18 protein-coding genes are annotated in these 13,802 nt (G+C 69.9%); 8 read left to right on the top strand and 10 right to left on the bottom strand.

Translation table 11 applies throughout. The features are described from left to right. Nucleotides 1–43 precede the first annotated feature (43 nt). From OG389_RS16825 to OG389_RS16815, 3 genes are all read left to right on the top strand, one after another. The gene (locus OG389_RS16825; RefSeq protein ID WP_443059291.1) at nucleotides 44–1,978 is read left to right on the top strand and encodes an MFS transporter; all 1,935 of its coding nucleotides are present in this window, start codon (nucleotides 44–46) and stop codon (nucleotides 1,976–1,978) included. 114 nt (nucleotides 1,979–2,092) lie between these two features. Then, nucleotides 2,093–2,302 (top strand): hypothetical protein, encoded by a 210-nt coding sequence (locus OG389_RS16820; RefSeq protein ID WP_328299307.1) that lies wholly within the window; start codon nucleotides 2,093–2,095, stop codon nucleotides 2,300–2,302. A 290-nt stretch (nucleotides 2,303–2,592) separates the two neighbouring features. Continuing rightward, nucleotides 2,593–3,243, top strand: coding sequence for a sortase domain-containing protein (locus OG389_RS16815; RefSeq protein ID WP_328299306.1), 651 nt, complete (start codon nucleotides 2,593–2,595; stop codon nucleotides 3,241–3,243). 185 nt (nucleotides 3,244–3,428) lie between these two features. On the opposite strand, the gene OG389_RS16810 is transcribed toward OG389_RS16815, so the two are convergent. The 3 genes from OG389_RS16810 to OG389_RS16800 form a co-directional block, all read right to left on the bottom strand. Next, the gene (locus OG389_RS16810) at nucleotides 3,429–3,989 is read right to left on the bottom strand and encodes a hypothetical protein (RefSeq protein ID WP_328299305.1); all 561 of its coding nucleotides are present in this window, start codon (nucleotides 3,987–3,989) and stop codon (nucleotides 3,429–3,431) included. A 284-nt stretch (nucleotides 3,990–4,273) separates the two neighbouring features. Further along, nucleotides 4,274–4,633 carry a PRC-barrel domain containing protein gene (locus tag OG389_RS16805; RefSeq protein ID WP_328299304.1) on the bottom strand — a complete coding sequence of 120 codons (360 nt, stop codon included), beginning with the start codon at nucleotides 4,631–4,633 and terminating at the stop codon, nucleotides 4,274–4,276. Between the two features lie 179 nt (nucleotides 4,634–4,812). Next, nucleotides 4,813–5,151 (bottom strand): MerR family transcriptional regulator, encoded by a 339-nt coding sequence (locus OG389_RS16800; protein ID WP_328299303.1) that lies wholly within the window; start codon nucleotides 5,149–5,151, stop codon nucleotides 4,813–4,815. A gap of 901 nt (nucleotides 5,152–6,052) precedes the next feature. Between OG389_RS16800 and OG389_RS16795 the strand changes: the two genes are divergently transcribed. Then, nucleotides 6,053–6,457, top strand: coding sequence for an ATP-binding protein (locus OG389_RS16795; RefSeq protein WP_328299302.1), 405 nt, complete (start codon nucleotides 6,053–6,055; stop codon nucleotides 6,455–6,457). A gap of 165 nt (nucleotides 6,458–6,622) precedes the next feature. Here the strand turns inward: OG389_RS16795 and OG389_RS16790 are convergent, their stop codons facing one another. The 4 genes from OG389_RS16790 to OG389_RS16775 all read right to left on the bottom strand — a co-directional run bounded on the left by OG389_RS16790 (nucleotide 6,623) and on the right by OG389_RS16775 (nucleotide 9,494). After that, nucleotides 6,623–6,937, bottom strand: a complete 315-nt coding sequence (locus OG389_RS16790; protein WP_328299301.1) for an SCO5918 family protein — start codon at nucleotides 6,935–6,937, stop codon at nucleotides 6,623–6,625. 49 nt (nucleotides 6,938–6,986) lie between these two features. Continuing rightward, entirely contained in the window at nucleotides 6,987–7,391 is a 405-nt protein-coding gene (locus OG389_RS16785; RefSeq protein ID WP_328299300.1) for a CBS domain-containing protein, read from the bottom strand. A 46-nt stretch (nucleotides 7,392–7,437) separates the two neighbouring features. Beyond that, entirely contained in the window at nucleotides 7,438–8,970 is a 1,533-nt protein-coding gene (locus OG389_RS16780) for a DEAD/DEAH box helicase (RefSeq protein WP_328299299.1), read from the bottom strand. 320 nt (nucleotides 8,971–9,290) lie between these two features. Further along, complete coding sequence (locus OG389_RS16775) at nucleotides 9,291–9,494, bottom strand: cold-shock protein (protein ID WP_008734853.1); 204 nt, start codon at nucleotides 9,492–9,494, stop codon at nucleotides 9,291–9,293. 574 nt (nucleotides 9,495–10,068) lie between these two features. Here OG389_RS16775 and OG389_RS16770 point away from each other — a divergent pair. Continuing rightward, on the top strand, nucleotides 10,069–10,428 hold the full coding sequence (locus tag OG389_RS16770) for a hypothetical protein (RefSeq protein WP_328299298.1): 360 nt from the start codon (nucleotides 10,069–10,071) through the stop codon (nucleotides 10,426–10,428). A gap of 87 nt (nucleotides 10,429–10,515) precedes the next feature. Here OG389_RS16770 and OG389_RS16765 read toward each other — a convergent pair whose 3' ends face one another. From OG389_RS16765 to OG389_RS16755, 3 genes are all read right to left on the bottom strand, one after another. Continuing rightward, the gene (locus OG389_RS16765) at nucleotides 10,516–10,959 is read right to left on the bottom strand and encodes a DUF2267 domain-containing protein (RefSeq protein WP_328299297.1); all 444 of its coding nucleotides are present in this window, start codon (nucleotides 10,957–10,959) and stop codon (nucleotides 10,516–10,518) included. Between the two features lie 50 nt (nucleotides 10,960–11,009). Next, entirely contained in the window at nucleotides 11,010–11,405 is a 396-nt protein-coding gene (locus OG389_RS16760; RefSeq protein ID WP_328299296.1) for a DUF2267 domain-containing protein, read from the bottom strand. Between the two features lie 115 nt (nucleotides 11,406–11,520). After that, nucleotides 11,521–11,955: an Hsp20/alpha crystallin family protein gene (locus OG389_RS16755; protein ID WP_328299295.1), complete on the bottom strand. Its 435-nt coding sequence runs from the start codon at nucleotides 11,953–11,955 to the stop codon at nucleotides 11,521–11,523. Nucleotides 11,956–12,084: 129 nt separating this feature from the next. Between OG389_RS16755 and OG389_RS16750 the strand changes: the two genes are divergently transcribed. The 3 genes from OG389_RS16750 to OG389_RS16740 all read left to right on the top strand — a co-directional run bounded on the left by OG389_RS16750 (nucleotide 12,085) and on the right by OG389_RS16740 (nucleotide 13,795). Next, nucleotides 12,085–12,753, top strand: coding sequence for an HSP18 transcriptional regulator (locus tag OG389_RS16750; protein ID WP_328299294.1), 669 nt, complete (start codon nucleotides 12,085–12,087; stop codon nucleotides 12,751–12,753). A 74-nt stretch (nucleotides 12,754–12,827) separates the two neighbouring features. Next, the gene (locus tag OG389_RS16745; protein WP_328299293.1) at nucleotides 12,828–13,223 is read left to right on the top strand and encodes an STAS domain-containing protein; all 396 of its coding nucleotides are present in this window, start codon (nucleotides 12,828–12,830) and stop codon (nucleotides 13,221–13,223) included. A 215-nt stretch (nucleotides 13,224–13,438) separates the two neighbouring features. Next, the gene (locus OG389_RS16740) at nucleotides 13,439–13,795 is read left to right on the top strand and encodes a PRC-barrel domain-containing protein (protein WP_328299292.1); all 357 of its coding nucleotides are present in this window, start codon (nucleotides 13,439–13,441) and stop codon (nucleotides 13,793–13,795) included. The last annotated feature ends 7 nt before the right edge of the window (nucleotides 13,796–13,802 follow it).

The following is a 13,802-nucleotide window of genomic DNA, read 5'->3' as shown; positions in this document are numbered from 1 at the left end:
CACCGAGGGACCGGAGACTCATCGTGTTGGGGAGTACGTCGGCGTGACCATCGCTGAGCCGCAGGAACAGGACCGGGGCCGGGGCCGGAGCCGTGACGAGGCCCGCCTCCCCGGCCAGGACCGGCGCGTCGCCGGCCCGGGCGACGCGCCGGCCCCCGCCGGTCCGGTCCGCGGCGCCCTCGGCCTGGCGCGCCGCCACCCCGTGGCGGTGGCCGCCGCGCTGGCCGCGCTGCTCCACGTGCTCTGGTTCTTCGCCTTCGCCAACAGTGGCGGCGACCTCGCCGCGCAGGACGCCTGGGCCGAGTTCGTCGGCCGCCATCCCGACACGGCGTACAACCTCGCCTGGTACGGCGGCATGCACCCGGTCTCGTACAGCGTGGTCTCGCCGTACGTGATGCACGTGCTCGGTGTTCGGACCACGATGATGATCGCCGGTACGGTCTCGGCCGGACTGCTCGCGCTGATCCTGACCCGCTGCCGCGGCGCGGTGCGCGAGCCGTTGTGGCCCGCGCTGGCCGGGGTGTACGGGCTGCTGTGCAACGCCCTGTCGGGCCGCGTCACCTTCGGGCTCGGCGTGATGTTCGCGCTCGGAGCCGTCGCCACGGTCTTCTGCTGGCCCCGCAAATGGGCCGAGCGGCGGTGGGCGAAGGCCGCCGTCGCGGCCCCGCTCGCGGCCGTCGCCACCGCCTCCAGCCCCGTCGCCGGACTCTTCCTCGGGGTGATCGCGGCCGCGCTGTTCCTGAACCGGCGGCGCCCGGGGGCGTACGTGCTGGGCCTGGCGCCGGCGGCGGTGGTCGGGCTGTCGGCGTGGCTGTTCCCGTTCTCCGGGACCCAGCCGATGAAGGTGGCCTCGGCGGCGCTGCCGTTCGGGTGCGCGCTGGCCGCGCTGTTCCTCGTACCGAAGGGCTGGAGGACGGTCCGGACCGCGTCCGCGATATATGCCCTCGGAGTGGCGCTGACCTGGGCGATCGACTCTCAGGTCGGCTCGAACGTGACCCGGCTGGCCATGCTCTTCGGCGGGGCGGCGCTGCTGGCGGCGCTGCCGTACGAGTCCGCCCGCAAGGCGAACGGGGGGCGCACGCGGCGCTGGTACGGGCTGGTCCTCGCCCTCACCGGGGTGACCGCCTGGATCACGGTCAACAGCGTCACCGACATCGTCCGCACCACCCCGCTGGCCTCCTGGAGCCGGGAGCTGGCCCCCCTGGTGGACCAGCTCCAGAAGGCGGGCGCCGACCGCGGCCGTGTCGAGGTGGTCCCGGCCAGCAGCCACCGCGAGTCCTCCGCCTTCCCCGCTTACGTCAACCTCGCGCGCGGCTGGAACCGCCAGGCCGATCTGGAGCGGAACCCGGTCTTCTACGACGACACCCTGACGGCCGACACCTACCGCGAGTGGCTCGAGCGCTGGGCCGTGCACTACGTGGTGCTGCCCGCCGACAAACCCGACGAGGGAGGGAAGGACGAGGCGAAGCTGGTGCGCGAGGGGCTTCCGTACCTCCAGCAGGTGTGGGGCGACGCGAACTGGCAGCTCTTCAAGGTCGTGGACCCCACGGACCTGGTGGCGGGCCCCGCGACAGTGGTCCGGGCCAGCGCCGACCAGCTGGTCATCGACGTGAAGCAGGCCGGACGGGTACTGGTGCGGATCCCGCACTCGCCGTGGCTGGGCCTGCTGGACGGCGTGGGCAAGCCCGTGGCGCCGCCGCAGGAGACGGAGGCCTCGAAGGCCGCCGGGAAGGAGACGGGCGCCTCCACCGGGCCGAAGGAGAAGGCGAGGCCGAAGGTCTACGCGAACACGGCCGGATGCCTGTTCAAGGCGCCCCCGGACGGCACCGGGGACGTGTGGACCGAGCTGCTGGCCCCGACACCGGGGGAGTACCGGCTGGCGGCGAAGTACCAGCTGCCGCGGGGGACGCCGTGTCCGGAGGAACTGGTCTACGAGGTGCTGGGGCCGCCGGAGCGCCAGGCTCCGCCGAGGCCTTGATCCGCCCTTGATCCACCATTCTTTACGTCCAGTCCGGGTGCGTTGGCCCCTTTATGTGCATACCATCCCAGTAGTCCGATTGGGTGCCCCGAGTCTTTAGGGAGTGACGACGGGATGAGCAAAGAGCAGAAGCAGGACTTCCAGGCGGCTGTCGCGAAGGCGGTGGAGGCGACCCACCTGCCACGTGCCGCGCAGCAGGCGCACGGGTTCGAGGGTCCGGTCCGGAGCAAGGTCAAGGGCGGGGCGCACACGAAGGCCGAACTCAAGCGGGCCGGGACCCCGCAGGGTGACCGCATCGGGGAGCGCAGCCGAGGGCTCAGCTGAGGGGCGGAGCCCCGACCCCGGACATCGTCGTGAACGGCCCTCCCGGTTCGACCGGGAGGGCTTTCGTCGGGGCCCTCGTCGGGGCTTTCGCCTGAGCTCTCGCTCGGCCCTTAACGCCTTCGCGGGCCACTGTCCGGCCAGCCGTTACATGGCTTACGCATTACCAAAACATGACCCTCGTAACGTCTTGGCTGTCGCCAGGGCGAACCACCCGAATCGGGTGGACGGCCCGGACCCCACTCACCCGGCCCCTGTCGCCCCCGCCCACCGTGCCCGCCCGGAGTCGCACCATGTCCCGCCCCCCGCTGCCCCGCACCCGCTCCCTCCCCCTGGCGGTATCGCTCACGGCGCTCACCACCCTCACGGCCGCCACCCTGCTCACCGCGTGCGGGGTCGAGGGCGGCGGCGGCGCCAAGCTGGCCCCGGACCCCAAGGTGGGCAGCACGGCGTCCCCCGCTCCCGCGGGAGACGGCGCGCCCGCGCTCCCGAGGTCGAAGCCGACCGGCATGAAGATCGACGCGGCGGGCGTGGACGCGAAGAGGATGGTCGACCTCAAGGTGGACCCGGCGACCGGTGAGCTCGGTGTGCCGAGCGCCGACACCGACGCCGACACCCCCGGGTGGTGGACCGAGGGCGTCACCCCGGGCGAGAAGGGCGCGGCCGTCCTCGTCGCGCACTTCGACACGAAGTACGGGCCGGCGGTCATGAGGAACGTCAAGAAGATCAAGCTCGGCGACATGATCGAGGTGCCGCGCGAGGACGGGAGGACGGCGATGTTCAAGATCCGCGAGATCGAGGATGTGAACAAGAAGGACTTCCCGACGGACAAGGTCTACGGGGCCACGAACCGCCCGGAGCTGCGCCTGCTGACCTGCGGCGGCGAGCTGAAGGACGGCCACCGCACCAACAACGTCATCCTCTACGCAGACCTGGCGGCCTGACCCGCCACCACCACGTCTGTCCGTGCCTGTCGCTGTCAGGTCCGGATGTCAGCGGAACAGGTGCGGCACAGGGCGGACTTCCAACGGTTCGTCCGGCCGGTCAGCCCAGTGCGTGACGGCTGGTGCCGCTCCGTCCGCTCACGCATCGCGCACGCACTGGGCGGTGCCCGCCCGGGCATTGCAGATCAGACGCTCGTCCACGCGTCGAAGAAGGCCTCCCGCCTGGACGGATCGGCTGACTTGTGGTCCGCGTGCAGGACGCGCCAGGCGGTGAGTTCGAGGTCGCGGAGCCACAGCTCTCCGATGACCTGTGTTTTGAGGTCGGGGAGGTGGTCGGACTCGGCGAGTGCCTGGCCGATGACCTCTCCGGCCGCGATGCGCTGGGGCGGGGTCATCTCGTCGAAGGCCGAGAGGATCTGGCCGGCCAAGCCGGTGCCCTCTCCGGCCAGCGAACTCAGCACGCAAGCTTTGATGTTGGCGGGCAGCAGGTAGAGGGAGCCCGAGGACCTCCACAGTTCCGACCAGAAGTGCTCTCCGGATTCGGTGGGGGCGGGGAGGGCTGCCAGTAGGCCGAGGAGGTGTGCGGTGGCCGCGTATCCGTCGGAGTGCGCCGATGCGACGACGGCGATGTCCGCGACGCGCTCCAGGTCGATTTGGCCGGCTTCGAGGCGGGGGTCCAGTCCCAGCCGCTGTTCCAGCTGATGGGAGAGGGGGGCGGACGCGTGGGAGCGGAACTCGGGAAGCATCGGCGGTCCTTGGACGTAGGAGAGCGGAGAGGCCCGTTCGGAAGCCCAGATCGTTCCCCTGGCCCGCCGAATTACACGAGTTCCACAGCCCCAGTTGGAGGAAGGCTGCCAGGACCGCAACCAAGAGGCGGTCGAACCGGCCGCGCCGGCTCCACGCCCTGACCGTGGCAGCCTTCACCGCGCACTGCATCGCCGTCTTCCTCGCTGCCTACTGAGCGCGACGACGTGTCGATGCTTGCCGGCTCATTTGCGTGGGGGCCGGTGCGTCGCCGACCGGCTTCGGGTCAGGGCGCGGGCGGGCGGCCCAGGGAGACGTAGTAGTCGCCGACCGCGGACAGGTAGGCGTGGTCGGCTGTTTCGCTGTCGGTGGTGAACCGGGGCGCGGCTTTGATCTCTTCCTGCGTGGCCGAGACCTTCACCGCCCGCGCTGCCGTATCGATGTGGGTGATGGCGCCGGCCGGGATCAGGACGCTCCTGCCGAACACCCACACGCCGGTGTCGACGACCAGGTGCTGCATGCCCGGCTGGTCCTGCTGTCGGTCGACGTGCCCGATGACACCGTCAGCGGCTTCCACGGTGAATCCCGCCAGTGACTGCCCGGGCGTGTAGTCGCTGTCCTGCGCGTACATCCATACTCCGCTCACAGACCGTCTCCTCGTCCTCGCCGACCGGGCGTGGTGGCTCGGCGCCCCACCGGTTCTCGTCTGTCCGACCACATGCCCCGCTGTCTGCCGCGCAACCGGGGCCACGCGCCTGCGCACCTCCGTCACCCCGGGAACGGGCCAAGACCGGGAGCCCGCCGATGTCGGCGGGCACGATCCGCTCAGGCCGATGCCGATGGAGCGGAGGATTCGCCGACCCGGCGGTATTCGGCGTTGATGCGCTGGGCTTCTTCGAGCTGGTCCTCGAGGATGATGATGCGGCAGGCGGAGTCGATCGGGGTTCCGTGGTCGACGAGTTCGCGGGCGCGGGCGGCGATGCGCAGCTGGTAGCGGGAGTAGCGGCGGTGTCCGCCGTCCGAGCGGAGCGGGGTGATGAGGCGGGCCTCGCCCAGGGCGCGGAGGAAACCTTGGGTGGTGCCGAGCATCGCTGCGGCCCGGCCCATGGTGTAGGCGGGGTAGTCGTCGTCGTCGAGACGGCCGAACGAGTCGTCTGCTGTCATTGAACCTCTTTCTGGAACGCGTGGAGGGGCCCTGGTGCCTATGGCACCAGGGCCCCGAAGGAACTGCTACACCATCTGCCGGCCCTGATACTGCGCCGGCCTTCTGTTTCCGCTGACCCGACTCATGCGTGGCCGGGGTGCGGGGATCGCGGTTGCTTGACCGGAGACCACCTCACTGACGATGTCCTGCGGTACCCGGGCTTCCACCTGCCGGCCCGGGCGATCCTGATGGCGCTAAGCTCCTCCGTTCTTCCCTCGGTGATCAACTGCTTACCAAGCGGGGGACTACGTACTGCTGGTGATGCGTACTGCGGGTGATGCGTACTGCGAACCGCTTGTACTGCTCGCGACCCGACCTGGCGCCGCTTCGGCAGCCAGCCCCGTTACCTGTCCTGCGTCTGCTCTGGCTTGGAACCCCACTGCCGAACTTCCTGGTGGCCGCGCCTGCAATCGACGCCTTCACCAAGGTGCTGCTCGCTGACTTCACTGCTGGGTACTGCACCTACGAGAACTGCACTTACAGGTACTGCCACTGCGTCAACTGCGGTCCTGCTCGTGGTGGCCCCTGATCACTGCGGGCCACCCGGTCCAGTCGTCAGTCCCGTCGCCGTCCTGCAATAGCTCTGGCTTCGGAACTCCACCACCGCACCGTCCTGCGCACTGCAACTACGGGTACTGCGTGTACTACTGCCGGCAGTTCGTCTCTGCCAGGCCCTGCTGTCTCGCTGGGCTACGAGAGAAACCATAACCACGCCACGGCCCAATGTCTACTTCAGTCGCAATAGATTTTTGAGTGCGCGCCACGGAGGTAATCGGGTCCCGTCAGGTTGAACGGTCGTGGGTCAGGGAACAACGACCGGGCAGGCAAGGCCGGACACCGACAACAGACCCGGAGCGCGCGATGACCACGCTGAGCACCGAGTGCACAGCCCTCGCTTCTCCGTCCGCCGTCGCCGAGGCGCGCCAGGCCACCCGGACATTCCTCGGAGCCCTTGGTCCGTGGGGCATCGATCGGGATTGCGCCGACACCGTGGTCCTGGTCGTCTCGGAGCTCGTCACCAACGCCCTGCGTCACGGCGGCGGCGCCCGTATGCTCCGGCTGGCCGTGCACTCCGACATCATCGAGGTCGCCGTCGAGGACTCCAGTCCCCGCGCGCCGCGCATGCGTACCCCCGATCTCGTCGACGGCACCGGCGGGTTCGGCTGGCACATGGTCAACGACCTCGCCCACGCCACCATCGTCACGCCCACGCCCGAAGGCGGGAAAGCCGTACGAGCCCTCCTGCCCCGTCGGACCGGCGGATAGGCGCGGGCCTGCGGTTTTGGGCGGCGATCAGGGCGCTCATGCCAGGCAGCCCGGAGTGTGGTCCACCCATCTGCGTTTCCCTGTGGGTATGCGGAAGGGCCCGATCGGCGCGTGCCGGTCGGGCCCTCTTCGCTGTTCGGGTGGCGGCGTGCGCCGGCCCACCGGTCAGGCGGTCACGGGGGTGCCGAGCATCGCGGAGGCCCGTTGGAGCGGGCTGAGTACGCGTGTGGCCACGGTGGTTCGGGGAAGGCCGCCGCGGCAGGTGAAGCCGAGCTGGGTCATGGCGCGGAGGACCTCGCCGGCACTGAAGTCGCGGCGGTCCTGGCGGGTGATGACCTGGCCGACCTGCTTGACGGGGTAGGTGCGGCGGCCGATGATCACGGACTCGCCGAGGACCTCCTCCGGCTTGACGCCCTTCATGGACTCCAGGACGCCGCTCTTGGTCAGGTCGAACGGGAAGCGGGCGATGACACAGCGCATGATGCCTCACAGGGAGAAGAGGGGAAGGGGCCGGCCACGGTGAGGTGGTTCAGCGGGCGAGGGCGAGAACGCCCAGAGCGCTGCCCTGCTCGTCCACGACGGGCAAGGCAGTGAGCTTGCGATAGTGCATCGCGTGCTCGGCCTCGGCCATCGTGGTCATGGGCGAGGTGAACGGCCCACGATCACCGAGGACATCGCGCAGACGGAGCCGGTCGGTGTACGCCGCGCTCTCGCGGATGGCGCTGAGCCGCTCCCGGGTGATCAGCCCGGTACAGAGGCCGTCCTCGTCGCAGACGAGCAGATGATCCGTGCGGGAACTGGCCGTGACGGCCAGGGCCACCTCGACGGTCATGTCGTCACAGACCTGCGGACCGGCCGCCTCCATGGCGTCGTCCACCGTCCTGCGGACGAGGTCGGCATGCGCGGAGCGGGGCTGCATCTGGACCAGCGTCAAAATCTGCCTCCTGCAGAGATGGGTCAGTTTCCTGATCACGTAGTTCTCAGGCCGCCGCATCAAAGGCGGACTGCCGCGCGCTCGCGCGCCGGGCAGCCGAAGCAGGGCCGCGCCGGCCGCGGGAGGACGTGCTGCGCTTGGGCCGCTCGGAGACCGGCGCGGTGATGGTGACCGGGATGCCGGAAGGGGCCTGGGCGCCGGTGATCCGGTTCAGGGCCTCGTCGCCCGAGTGGACCTGGGTGGTCTGCGGGCTGATGCCGGCGGCCGTCATCAGGCGTGCCATCTCGCGGCGCTGGTTGGGGGTGACGAGGGTGACGACGCTTCCGGACTCGCCGGCGCGGGCGGTACGGCCGCCGCGGTGCAGGTAGTCCTTGGGGTCGGTCGGCGGGTCCACGTTGACGACGAGGTCGAGGTTGTCGACGTGGATGCCGCGGGCCGCGACGTTCGTCGCCACGAGGACGCTGACGTGCCCGCTCTTGAACTGGGTGAGGGTACGGGTGCGCTGGGGCTGGGACTTCCCGCCGTGCAGGGCCGCGGCGCGCACCCCGTTGCTCAGCAGGTGCTCGGTCAGCCTGTCCACGGCGTGCTTGGTGTCCAGGAACATGATCACGCGGCCCTCGCGGGCGGCGATCTCGGTCGTGGCGGCCTGCTTGTCGAAGTTCTGCACGTGCAGGACGTGGTGCTCCATCGTGGTGACCGCGCCCTGCGAGGGGTCGACGGAGTGGACGACGGGGTCGGTGAGGTAGCGGCGGACCAGGAGGTCGACGTTGCGGTCGAGGGTGGCGGAGAACAGCATCCGCTGGCCCTCGGGACGCACCTGGTCCAGCAGGGCGGTGACCTGGGGCATGAAGCCCATGTCGGCCATCTGGTCGGCTTCGTCGAGGACGGTGACGGCGACCTGGTTCAGGCGGCAGTCGCCGCGGTCGATGAGGTCCTTGAGCCGGCCGGGCGTGGCGACGACCACTTCGGCGCCGGCGCGCAGCGCAGCGGCCTGGCGGTAGATCGGCATGCCGCCGACCACGGTGGCCAGGCGCAGCTTGACCGCCCGCGCGTAGGGGGTGAGCGCGGCGGTGACCTGCTGGGCGAGCTCACGCGTGGGTACGAGGACCAGCGCGAGCGGCTGACCCGACTCGGCGCTCTGGCCGGCCGTACGGGCGAGCAGCGCGAGGCCGAAGGCGAGCGTCTTGCCCGAGCCGGTACGGCCGCGGCCGAGGACGTCGCGGCCCGCGAGGGTGTTGGGCAGCGTGGCGGCCTGGATCGGGAACGGCGTGGCCATGCCCTCACGGGTGAGCGTGGTGAGCAGCTGGGCCGGCATGGCAAGGTCGGCGAAGGCCTCGACGGCGGGCAGCGCGGGCGTGATCGTCTTCGGCGGCGCGAACTCGCCCTGGATCGCGGCGGGCCGACGACCGTAGCCGCCCGAGCGGCTCGGACCACCGGAGCGGCTCGGGGCTCCGGAACGGCTCGGGGTCGAGGAGGCGAAGCGGCTGCCCCGGCCCGAACCGGCGCCGGCGCCGAAAGCGGGGCCGCCGGTGCGGCTGCGGGTGCGTGAGGAGCGCTCGTTCGTACGTGTGGGGTTCATGCGGAACCTTCCTTGATGCGGCACGTATCAAGGAATTCCCGCAGCGTAGGAGCGGCGCAGGGAATTGCGAGAACGGGCCGAATTTGATGCGAAAGCGGATCTGGCGGACAGGGAATCTGTACGGGCTCAGACGCTGAAAAAAGGTGGCGCCATACGGGCGCGACAACCAAAAACAATCCACTCGGGTTCGGCTCCGAAAGGGCCGGTCGGCCGAGTGTCTCCATGATCGGTACCACGGGTGAATTCACCGCGGGAAATGCGTGCAGCTGGGGCCCGCACCCCGAGGGATGCGGGCCCCAGCTGCAGAACGCGTGTCAGCGTCAGGCGGGAACGATGTTCTCGGCCGTCGGGCCCTTCTGGCCCTGCGCGATGTCGAAGGTGACCTTCTGGCCCTCGTTCAGCTCGCGGAAGCCCTGGGCGGCGATGTTCGAGTAGTGGGCGAACACGTCAGCGCCGCCACCGTCCTGCTCGATGAAGCCGAAACCCTTTTCCGCGTTGAACCACTTGACGGTACCAGCAGCCATGTCATATCTCCTTTGGGGCAATACATCGGCGACTGCACTGTGCGGACGCCGTGTCGCCGCGATGATGCCCCGCCCGGTAAAAGACCGGGAAATACAAAGCGCTCCCAGTGGAACGAATTCCGGCTGGAGGCGCTTGAAGTTCTTGGGTACCAAAACTGCAACCGAGATCGACAGTAGCACGCTGCAGCGGACCGTGTGCGTTGAATATTTCCGTCAGCCGCGTTGCGGTAGAAACTCTCCCCACCGGATCCATTAAATCCTCAGTTCGCGGTGACAGATATTGATTCACCCCGACCGCAGCGTTTTTTGGTTGCTCGCCGCCGGCTGCAGGAGCCGGCGGCGAAGTCGGCTGGTTGGAGACGTGGAGGGGACAGGTTCCGACGCGGCGGACCGTTGGACGGTCCTCGCGGTGACGAAGTCCTGTACGGCAACGAACGCGGCTCGGGAGGGGCTCGACCACCGGCGCGACTGGCGGTTCGGAGGCCCGACAGCGGCCGCCCCAGCAGGCCCTGCAAGCGCACATCGCGCGCAGGCTTTGCCCGCCGGGGCGCGATGGAGAATAGAATTGACTTCTATGTCGAAGCCTGACGAGCTGCTCGTGAACGTCGCCGCCCTGGTGGAGTCCGGGCAGAGCAACCAGATGTCCCTGACCGTGGTCACCGGCGGTGCTGTCATCACCGGCCGGCTCGCCCCCGAAGCCGTGTGGAGAGAACGGGTGTCGGAGGTGCTGACGGATTCCGCCCGCCTGGGCGAGTTCTCCGCCATCTTCACTGCCACGCCACCCAAGGAGGGACCGCCCACACATCTGCACTTCCATGTGGCGCGGATCCTGCAGGGAACCGTGGGCATCCCGGAGACGGGCGGGATGTACCGCATCTCGATCAAGGACGTCAGCGCCTGGACCGTGGGCGACTTCAGCTACTCCGACCACTGACCCGCGACGACGGCGAGACCCGCCGCAGGACTGAGGGCCCGACCGGTGCATCGGGTCGGGCCCTCACCTCCGTATCGGAGCACCGGATCAGGCGGCGAGCTGGGGCTGGCGCAGTTCCGCCTGGCCGAAGAGGAGGGCGTAGCCGCCGGGGAGCAGGCGCAGGATGCGGGCGAGGAGGTCGGGCCCCGCGAGGCGGGCGACGACGCCGAGTACGGCGCCGGTGTCCCAGCGTGCGGTGGCGGGGGTGGTGCCGGTGCGGGTGGCCAAGTCCTTGACGAAGCCCCAGCCGGTGAGCTGTTCGGTGTCGGGGATCTGGGCGGTGAGGGTGAGGGCGGCCTCGACGGGCAGGCGCTGCGCGAGGTCGACGCGTTCGTCCCCGGTGACTTGCCGACCGAGGGCGGCCAAGACGGTGCGGACGGCTTCCTCGGCGCGGTCGCGGGTGGGGTACGCACCCTCGTAACGCACACGTTCCAGCATCTGCTCGAACGACATGGCGGGCTGGGCCGGGTTCGGTCGAGGCTGGTCGTACATGGCTGCGGTTGCCTTTCTCTTCGAGGGTTCGGGTCTGGGGCCGACTTCGCTCAAGTGGGCTGGGGGTGGCCGAAGAGGAGGTCGTAGCCGGGCGGGAGCTGGAGCAGGACTTCCCGGGTGAGGACGTCGCCCGCGGCTGCGGCCGCGGTGGACAGGACGGCGCCGATGTCCCACAGGGCCGTCTTCTCGGTGGCGCCCTCGATCCAGGCCGCGGTCGCGCGGACGAACCGTTCGGGCGAGAGGGGCTCGGTGGCCTGGAGGGGGTTGAGGAGGATCAGGGCGTAGGTCTCCGGCAGCCGGGCCGCGAGCTCGGCGCGCACGCTGCCGGCCAGATGGGCGCCGAGCAGTGCCAGGACGACGCGGGCAACGCGATCGGCTTCTTCCGTGCTTTCGTACTCGCCGCGTTCCTGGACGTGGGCCAGGAACGACTCCCTGCGCATCGACATCACGACACCTCCGTGAAGGGGTGAAGGGGCGAAAGGGGGGGCGGAGGGCGGGGTGCGGGGTGCCGGAGGGGGATCGACTCTCCCCGCCCTCCGCTGCCGGCTGGTGCGGGTGGGTTCAGCCGGAGATCTGCTTGCGGCCGGACTCGCCGCCGATGCTGATCTTGCGGGGCTTCGCGCGCTCGGCGATCGGGATCCGCAGGGTCAGGACACCCGCGTCGTAGTCGGCCTCGATGCGCTCGGTGTCCAAGGTGTCGGCCAGCATGATCTGGCGGGAGAAGACACCCAGGGGTCGCTCGGAGAGTTCCATCTGAACGTTGTCGGACTTGCCCGTGGGCCGGCGCTCGGCCTTCACGGTCAGCATGTTCCGCTCGACGTCGATGTCGATCGCGTCCGAGTCCACGCCGGGGAGGTCGAAGGCGATCACGTACTCGTCGCCCTGCCGGTAGGCGTCCATCGGCATGACCGACGGCTTCGACCACGTACCCGAGCCACCCGACAGCTGCTGGACGATCCGGTCCATCTCGCGGAACGGGTCAGTGCGCATCAACATCGCGAAACACCTCCAGTTGGTTCAGGCAGAAACTGCCAATGCGCTTCAACGTGCTCCCGTTGTAACATGTCATCGAAACGATGACAAGCAGTGAGTCATCTGGAGGATGACAGAGCGACGGAGAGTGTCATGAACGAGACCGCCGAGCCGACCGCACCCATCCCCTTCCTGGCCGCCGCCGCAGCCCTGGAGGCCATCGACCAGGCCGTCAAGGACGCGCAACAACCCTCCGCCAGAGGGGCAACGGCCGAAGCGACGCCCCCACCGGGCTCGGGCCCCCACCCGGCTCTGGCCGCACTACTGACGCTGCGCGAGGTCCGTGAGCAGCTCGCAGGCTGGGAGAGCGGACTGATCGAGACCGCCCGCGGGCACGGAGCGAGCTGGGCCGATCTCGCAGGACCCCTGGGGGTCGCCAGCCGTCAGGCCGCCGAACGCCGCTACCTGCGCCTGCGCCCCGGCACCGCCGGGAGCACCGGTGACCAGCGTGTCCAGGCCACCCGTGACACCCGCGCCGCCGACCGCACCGTGACCGCCTGGGCCCGCGACAACGCGGCCGACCTGCGACGGCTCGCCGGCCAGGTCACCTCCCTCACCGGTCTCCCCGCCGGCGCCGAGAGCGCGGTCGGCGACCTGAACCTGGCCCTCGCCGAGAACGACGCCGCGCGCCTCGTCCGCCCTCTGACCGACACCCGGCCCCACCTGCGACCCGAAGACGCCGACCTCGTCGAACGCATCGATGCTCTGACCCGACACACCGACCAGCTCCGCCAGGACACCCACGACCAGCGCAGCACGTGACCCGTTTTCCCCCGAACCGGCGGCTGACCAACACGCTTCGGGGGTGCGCCCGTAGATCGAAGGAGTGATCCACCATGGTCGAACGCTCTCCCCGGGAAGTCGGCGACAACGACATCGCCGTGGAGGTCCTGGACCATACGGTGGCGGTTCGGCCCGCTGGCGAGATCGACATGGAGAAGGCCCCCTCCCTGCGGTTCGCACTTGCCGAGGCCCTCACCCACGCCTCACCGGCCAAGGCGGTGGTCGTCGACTGCGGGGCCATCACCTTCTGCGACTCCTCCGCACTCAACGCACTCCTCGCCGCACGACGCGCGGCGCAAGAGACCGGCAGCGTCATCCGCCTGGCCGCCCCCAATCCCCAGCTCCAGCGCCTCCTGGAGATCACGGGCGCCCTGGCCCTCTTCCCCGTGGACCAGGACCCGCCGGCCGGCCGCCGTCCGAGCGGATGCCCAGACGGACGCCCTCAGTAGGCGGGCTGAGTGAGGGCATCTGAGAGACATCGTTTTCCTGCGAGTTGGGGCGCGCGGAGGCTCTGCGGCGCGGGTCATGCTGCGGTCACACCGCACCCGGGACCGGTGTGACGGGAGGGGCGTTGCTGGGGTGTGCCGAGCTGGTTTCCCCCGTGATACGGGGGCAGGCTAGGGAGTGCACCGGCCGGGCTGTGATCGTGCGAAGGGACCTGAGGATGATCCAGGCAGCGGACATTCGCGAGTGGCGTACCCACGACGTGGTCGACTCGGGCGGGCACAGGATCGGCGCGCTGGAGGCTGTCTACGTGGACACCAGCACGGACGAGCCGGCCATGGCCACCGTGCTGGTGGGGCTGCCCACCCGGCACCGGCTGGTCTTCGTTCCGCTGGGCGGCGCGATCGTCGGGCCGGGGTACGTCAAGGTCGACTACGACAAGGCGCTGGTGAAGAAGAGCCCTTCGATCGGTACGGACGACGTCCTGCCCGCCGGGGAAGAGGCGGGCATCTTCCAGCACTACGGCCTCACCTACCGGCCCGGTGCGGGCGGCGAGCGGCAGCTCGCCCGCCGCTGAGCCCCCG

Origin of the sequence: Streptomyces sp. NBC_00435 (genome assembly GCF_036014235.1) — a bacterium.
GTDB lineage: Bacteria > Actinomycetota > Actinomycetes > Streptomycetales > Streptomycetaceae > Streptomyces.
This window is presented reverse-complemented; position numbering and strand designations above follow the sequence as displayed.

Coding starts and splice junctions, on each gene's coding strand:
- OG389_RS16820 (WP_328299307.1), top strand. CDS start 2,093: ATGAGCAAAGAGCAGAAGCAGGACTTCCAGGCGGCTGTCGCGAAGGCG.
- OG389_RS16815 (WP_328299306.1), top strand. CDS start 2,593: ATGTCCCGCCCCCCGCTGCCCCGCACCCGCTCCCTCCCCCTGGCGGTA.
- OG389_RS16810 (WP_328299305.1), bottom strand. CDS start 3,989: ATGCTTCCCGAGTTCCGCTCCCACGCGTCCGCCCCCCTCTCCCATCAG.
- OG389_RS16800 (WP_328299303.1), bottom strand. CDS start 5,151: ATGACAGCAGACGACTCGTTCGGCCGTCTCGACGACGACGACTACCCC.
- OG389_RS16795 (WP_328299302.1), top strand. CDS start 6,053: ATGACCACGCTGAGCACCGAGTGCACAGCCCTCGCTTCTCCGTCCGCC.
- OG389_RS16790 (WP_328299301.1), bottom strand. CDS start 6,937: ATGCGCTGTGTCATCGCCCGCTTCCCGTTCGACCTGACCAAGAGCGGC.
- OG389_RS16780 (WP_328299299.1), bottom strand. CDS start 8,970: ATGAACCCCACACGTACGAACGAGCGCTCCTCACGCACCCGCAGCCGC.
- OG389_RS16775 (WP_008734853.1), bottom strand. CDS start 9,494: ATGGCTGCTGGTACCGTCAAGTGGTTCAACGCGGAAAAGGGTTTCGGC.
- OG389_RS16770 (WP_328299298.1), top strand. CDS start 10,069: ATGTCGAAGCCTGACGAGCTGCTCGTGAACGTCGCCGCCCTGGTGGAG.
- OG389_RS16765 (WP_328299297.1), bottom strand. CDS start 10,959: ATGTACGACCAGCCTCGACCGAACCCGGCCCAGCCCGCCATGTCGTTC.
- OG389_RS16760 (WP_328299296.1), bottom strand. CDS start 11,405: ATGTCGATGCGCAGGGAGTCGTTCCTGGCCCACGTCCAGGAACGCGGC.
- OG389_RS16755 (WP_328299295.1), bottom strand. CDS start 11,955: ATGTTGATGCGCACTGACCCGTTCCGCGAGATGGACCGGATCGTCCAG.
- OG389_RS16750 (WP_328299294.1), top strand. CDS start 12,085: ATGAACGAGACCGCCGAGCCGACCGCACCCATCCCCTTCCTGGCCGCC.
- OG389_RS16745 (WP_328299293.1), top strand. CDS start 12,828: ATGGTCGAACGCTCTCCCCGGGAAGTCGGCGACAACGACATCGCCGTG.
- OG389_RS16740 (WP_328299292.1), top strand. CDS start 13,439: ATGATCCAGGCAGCGGACATTCGCGAGTGGCGTACCCACGACGTGGTC.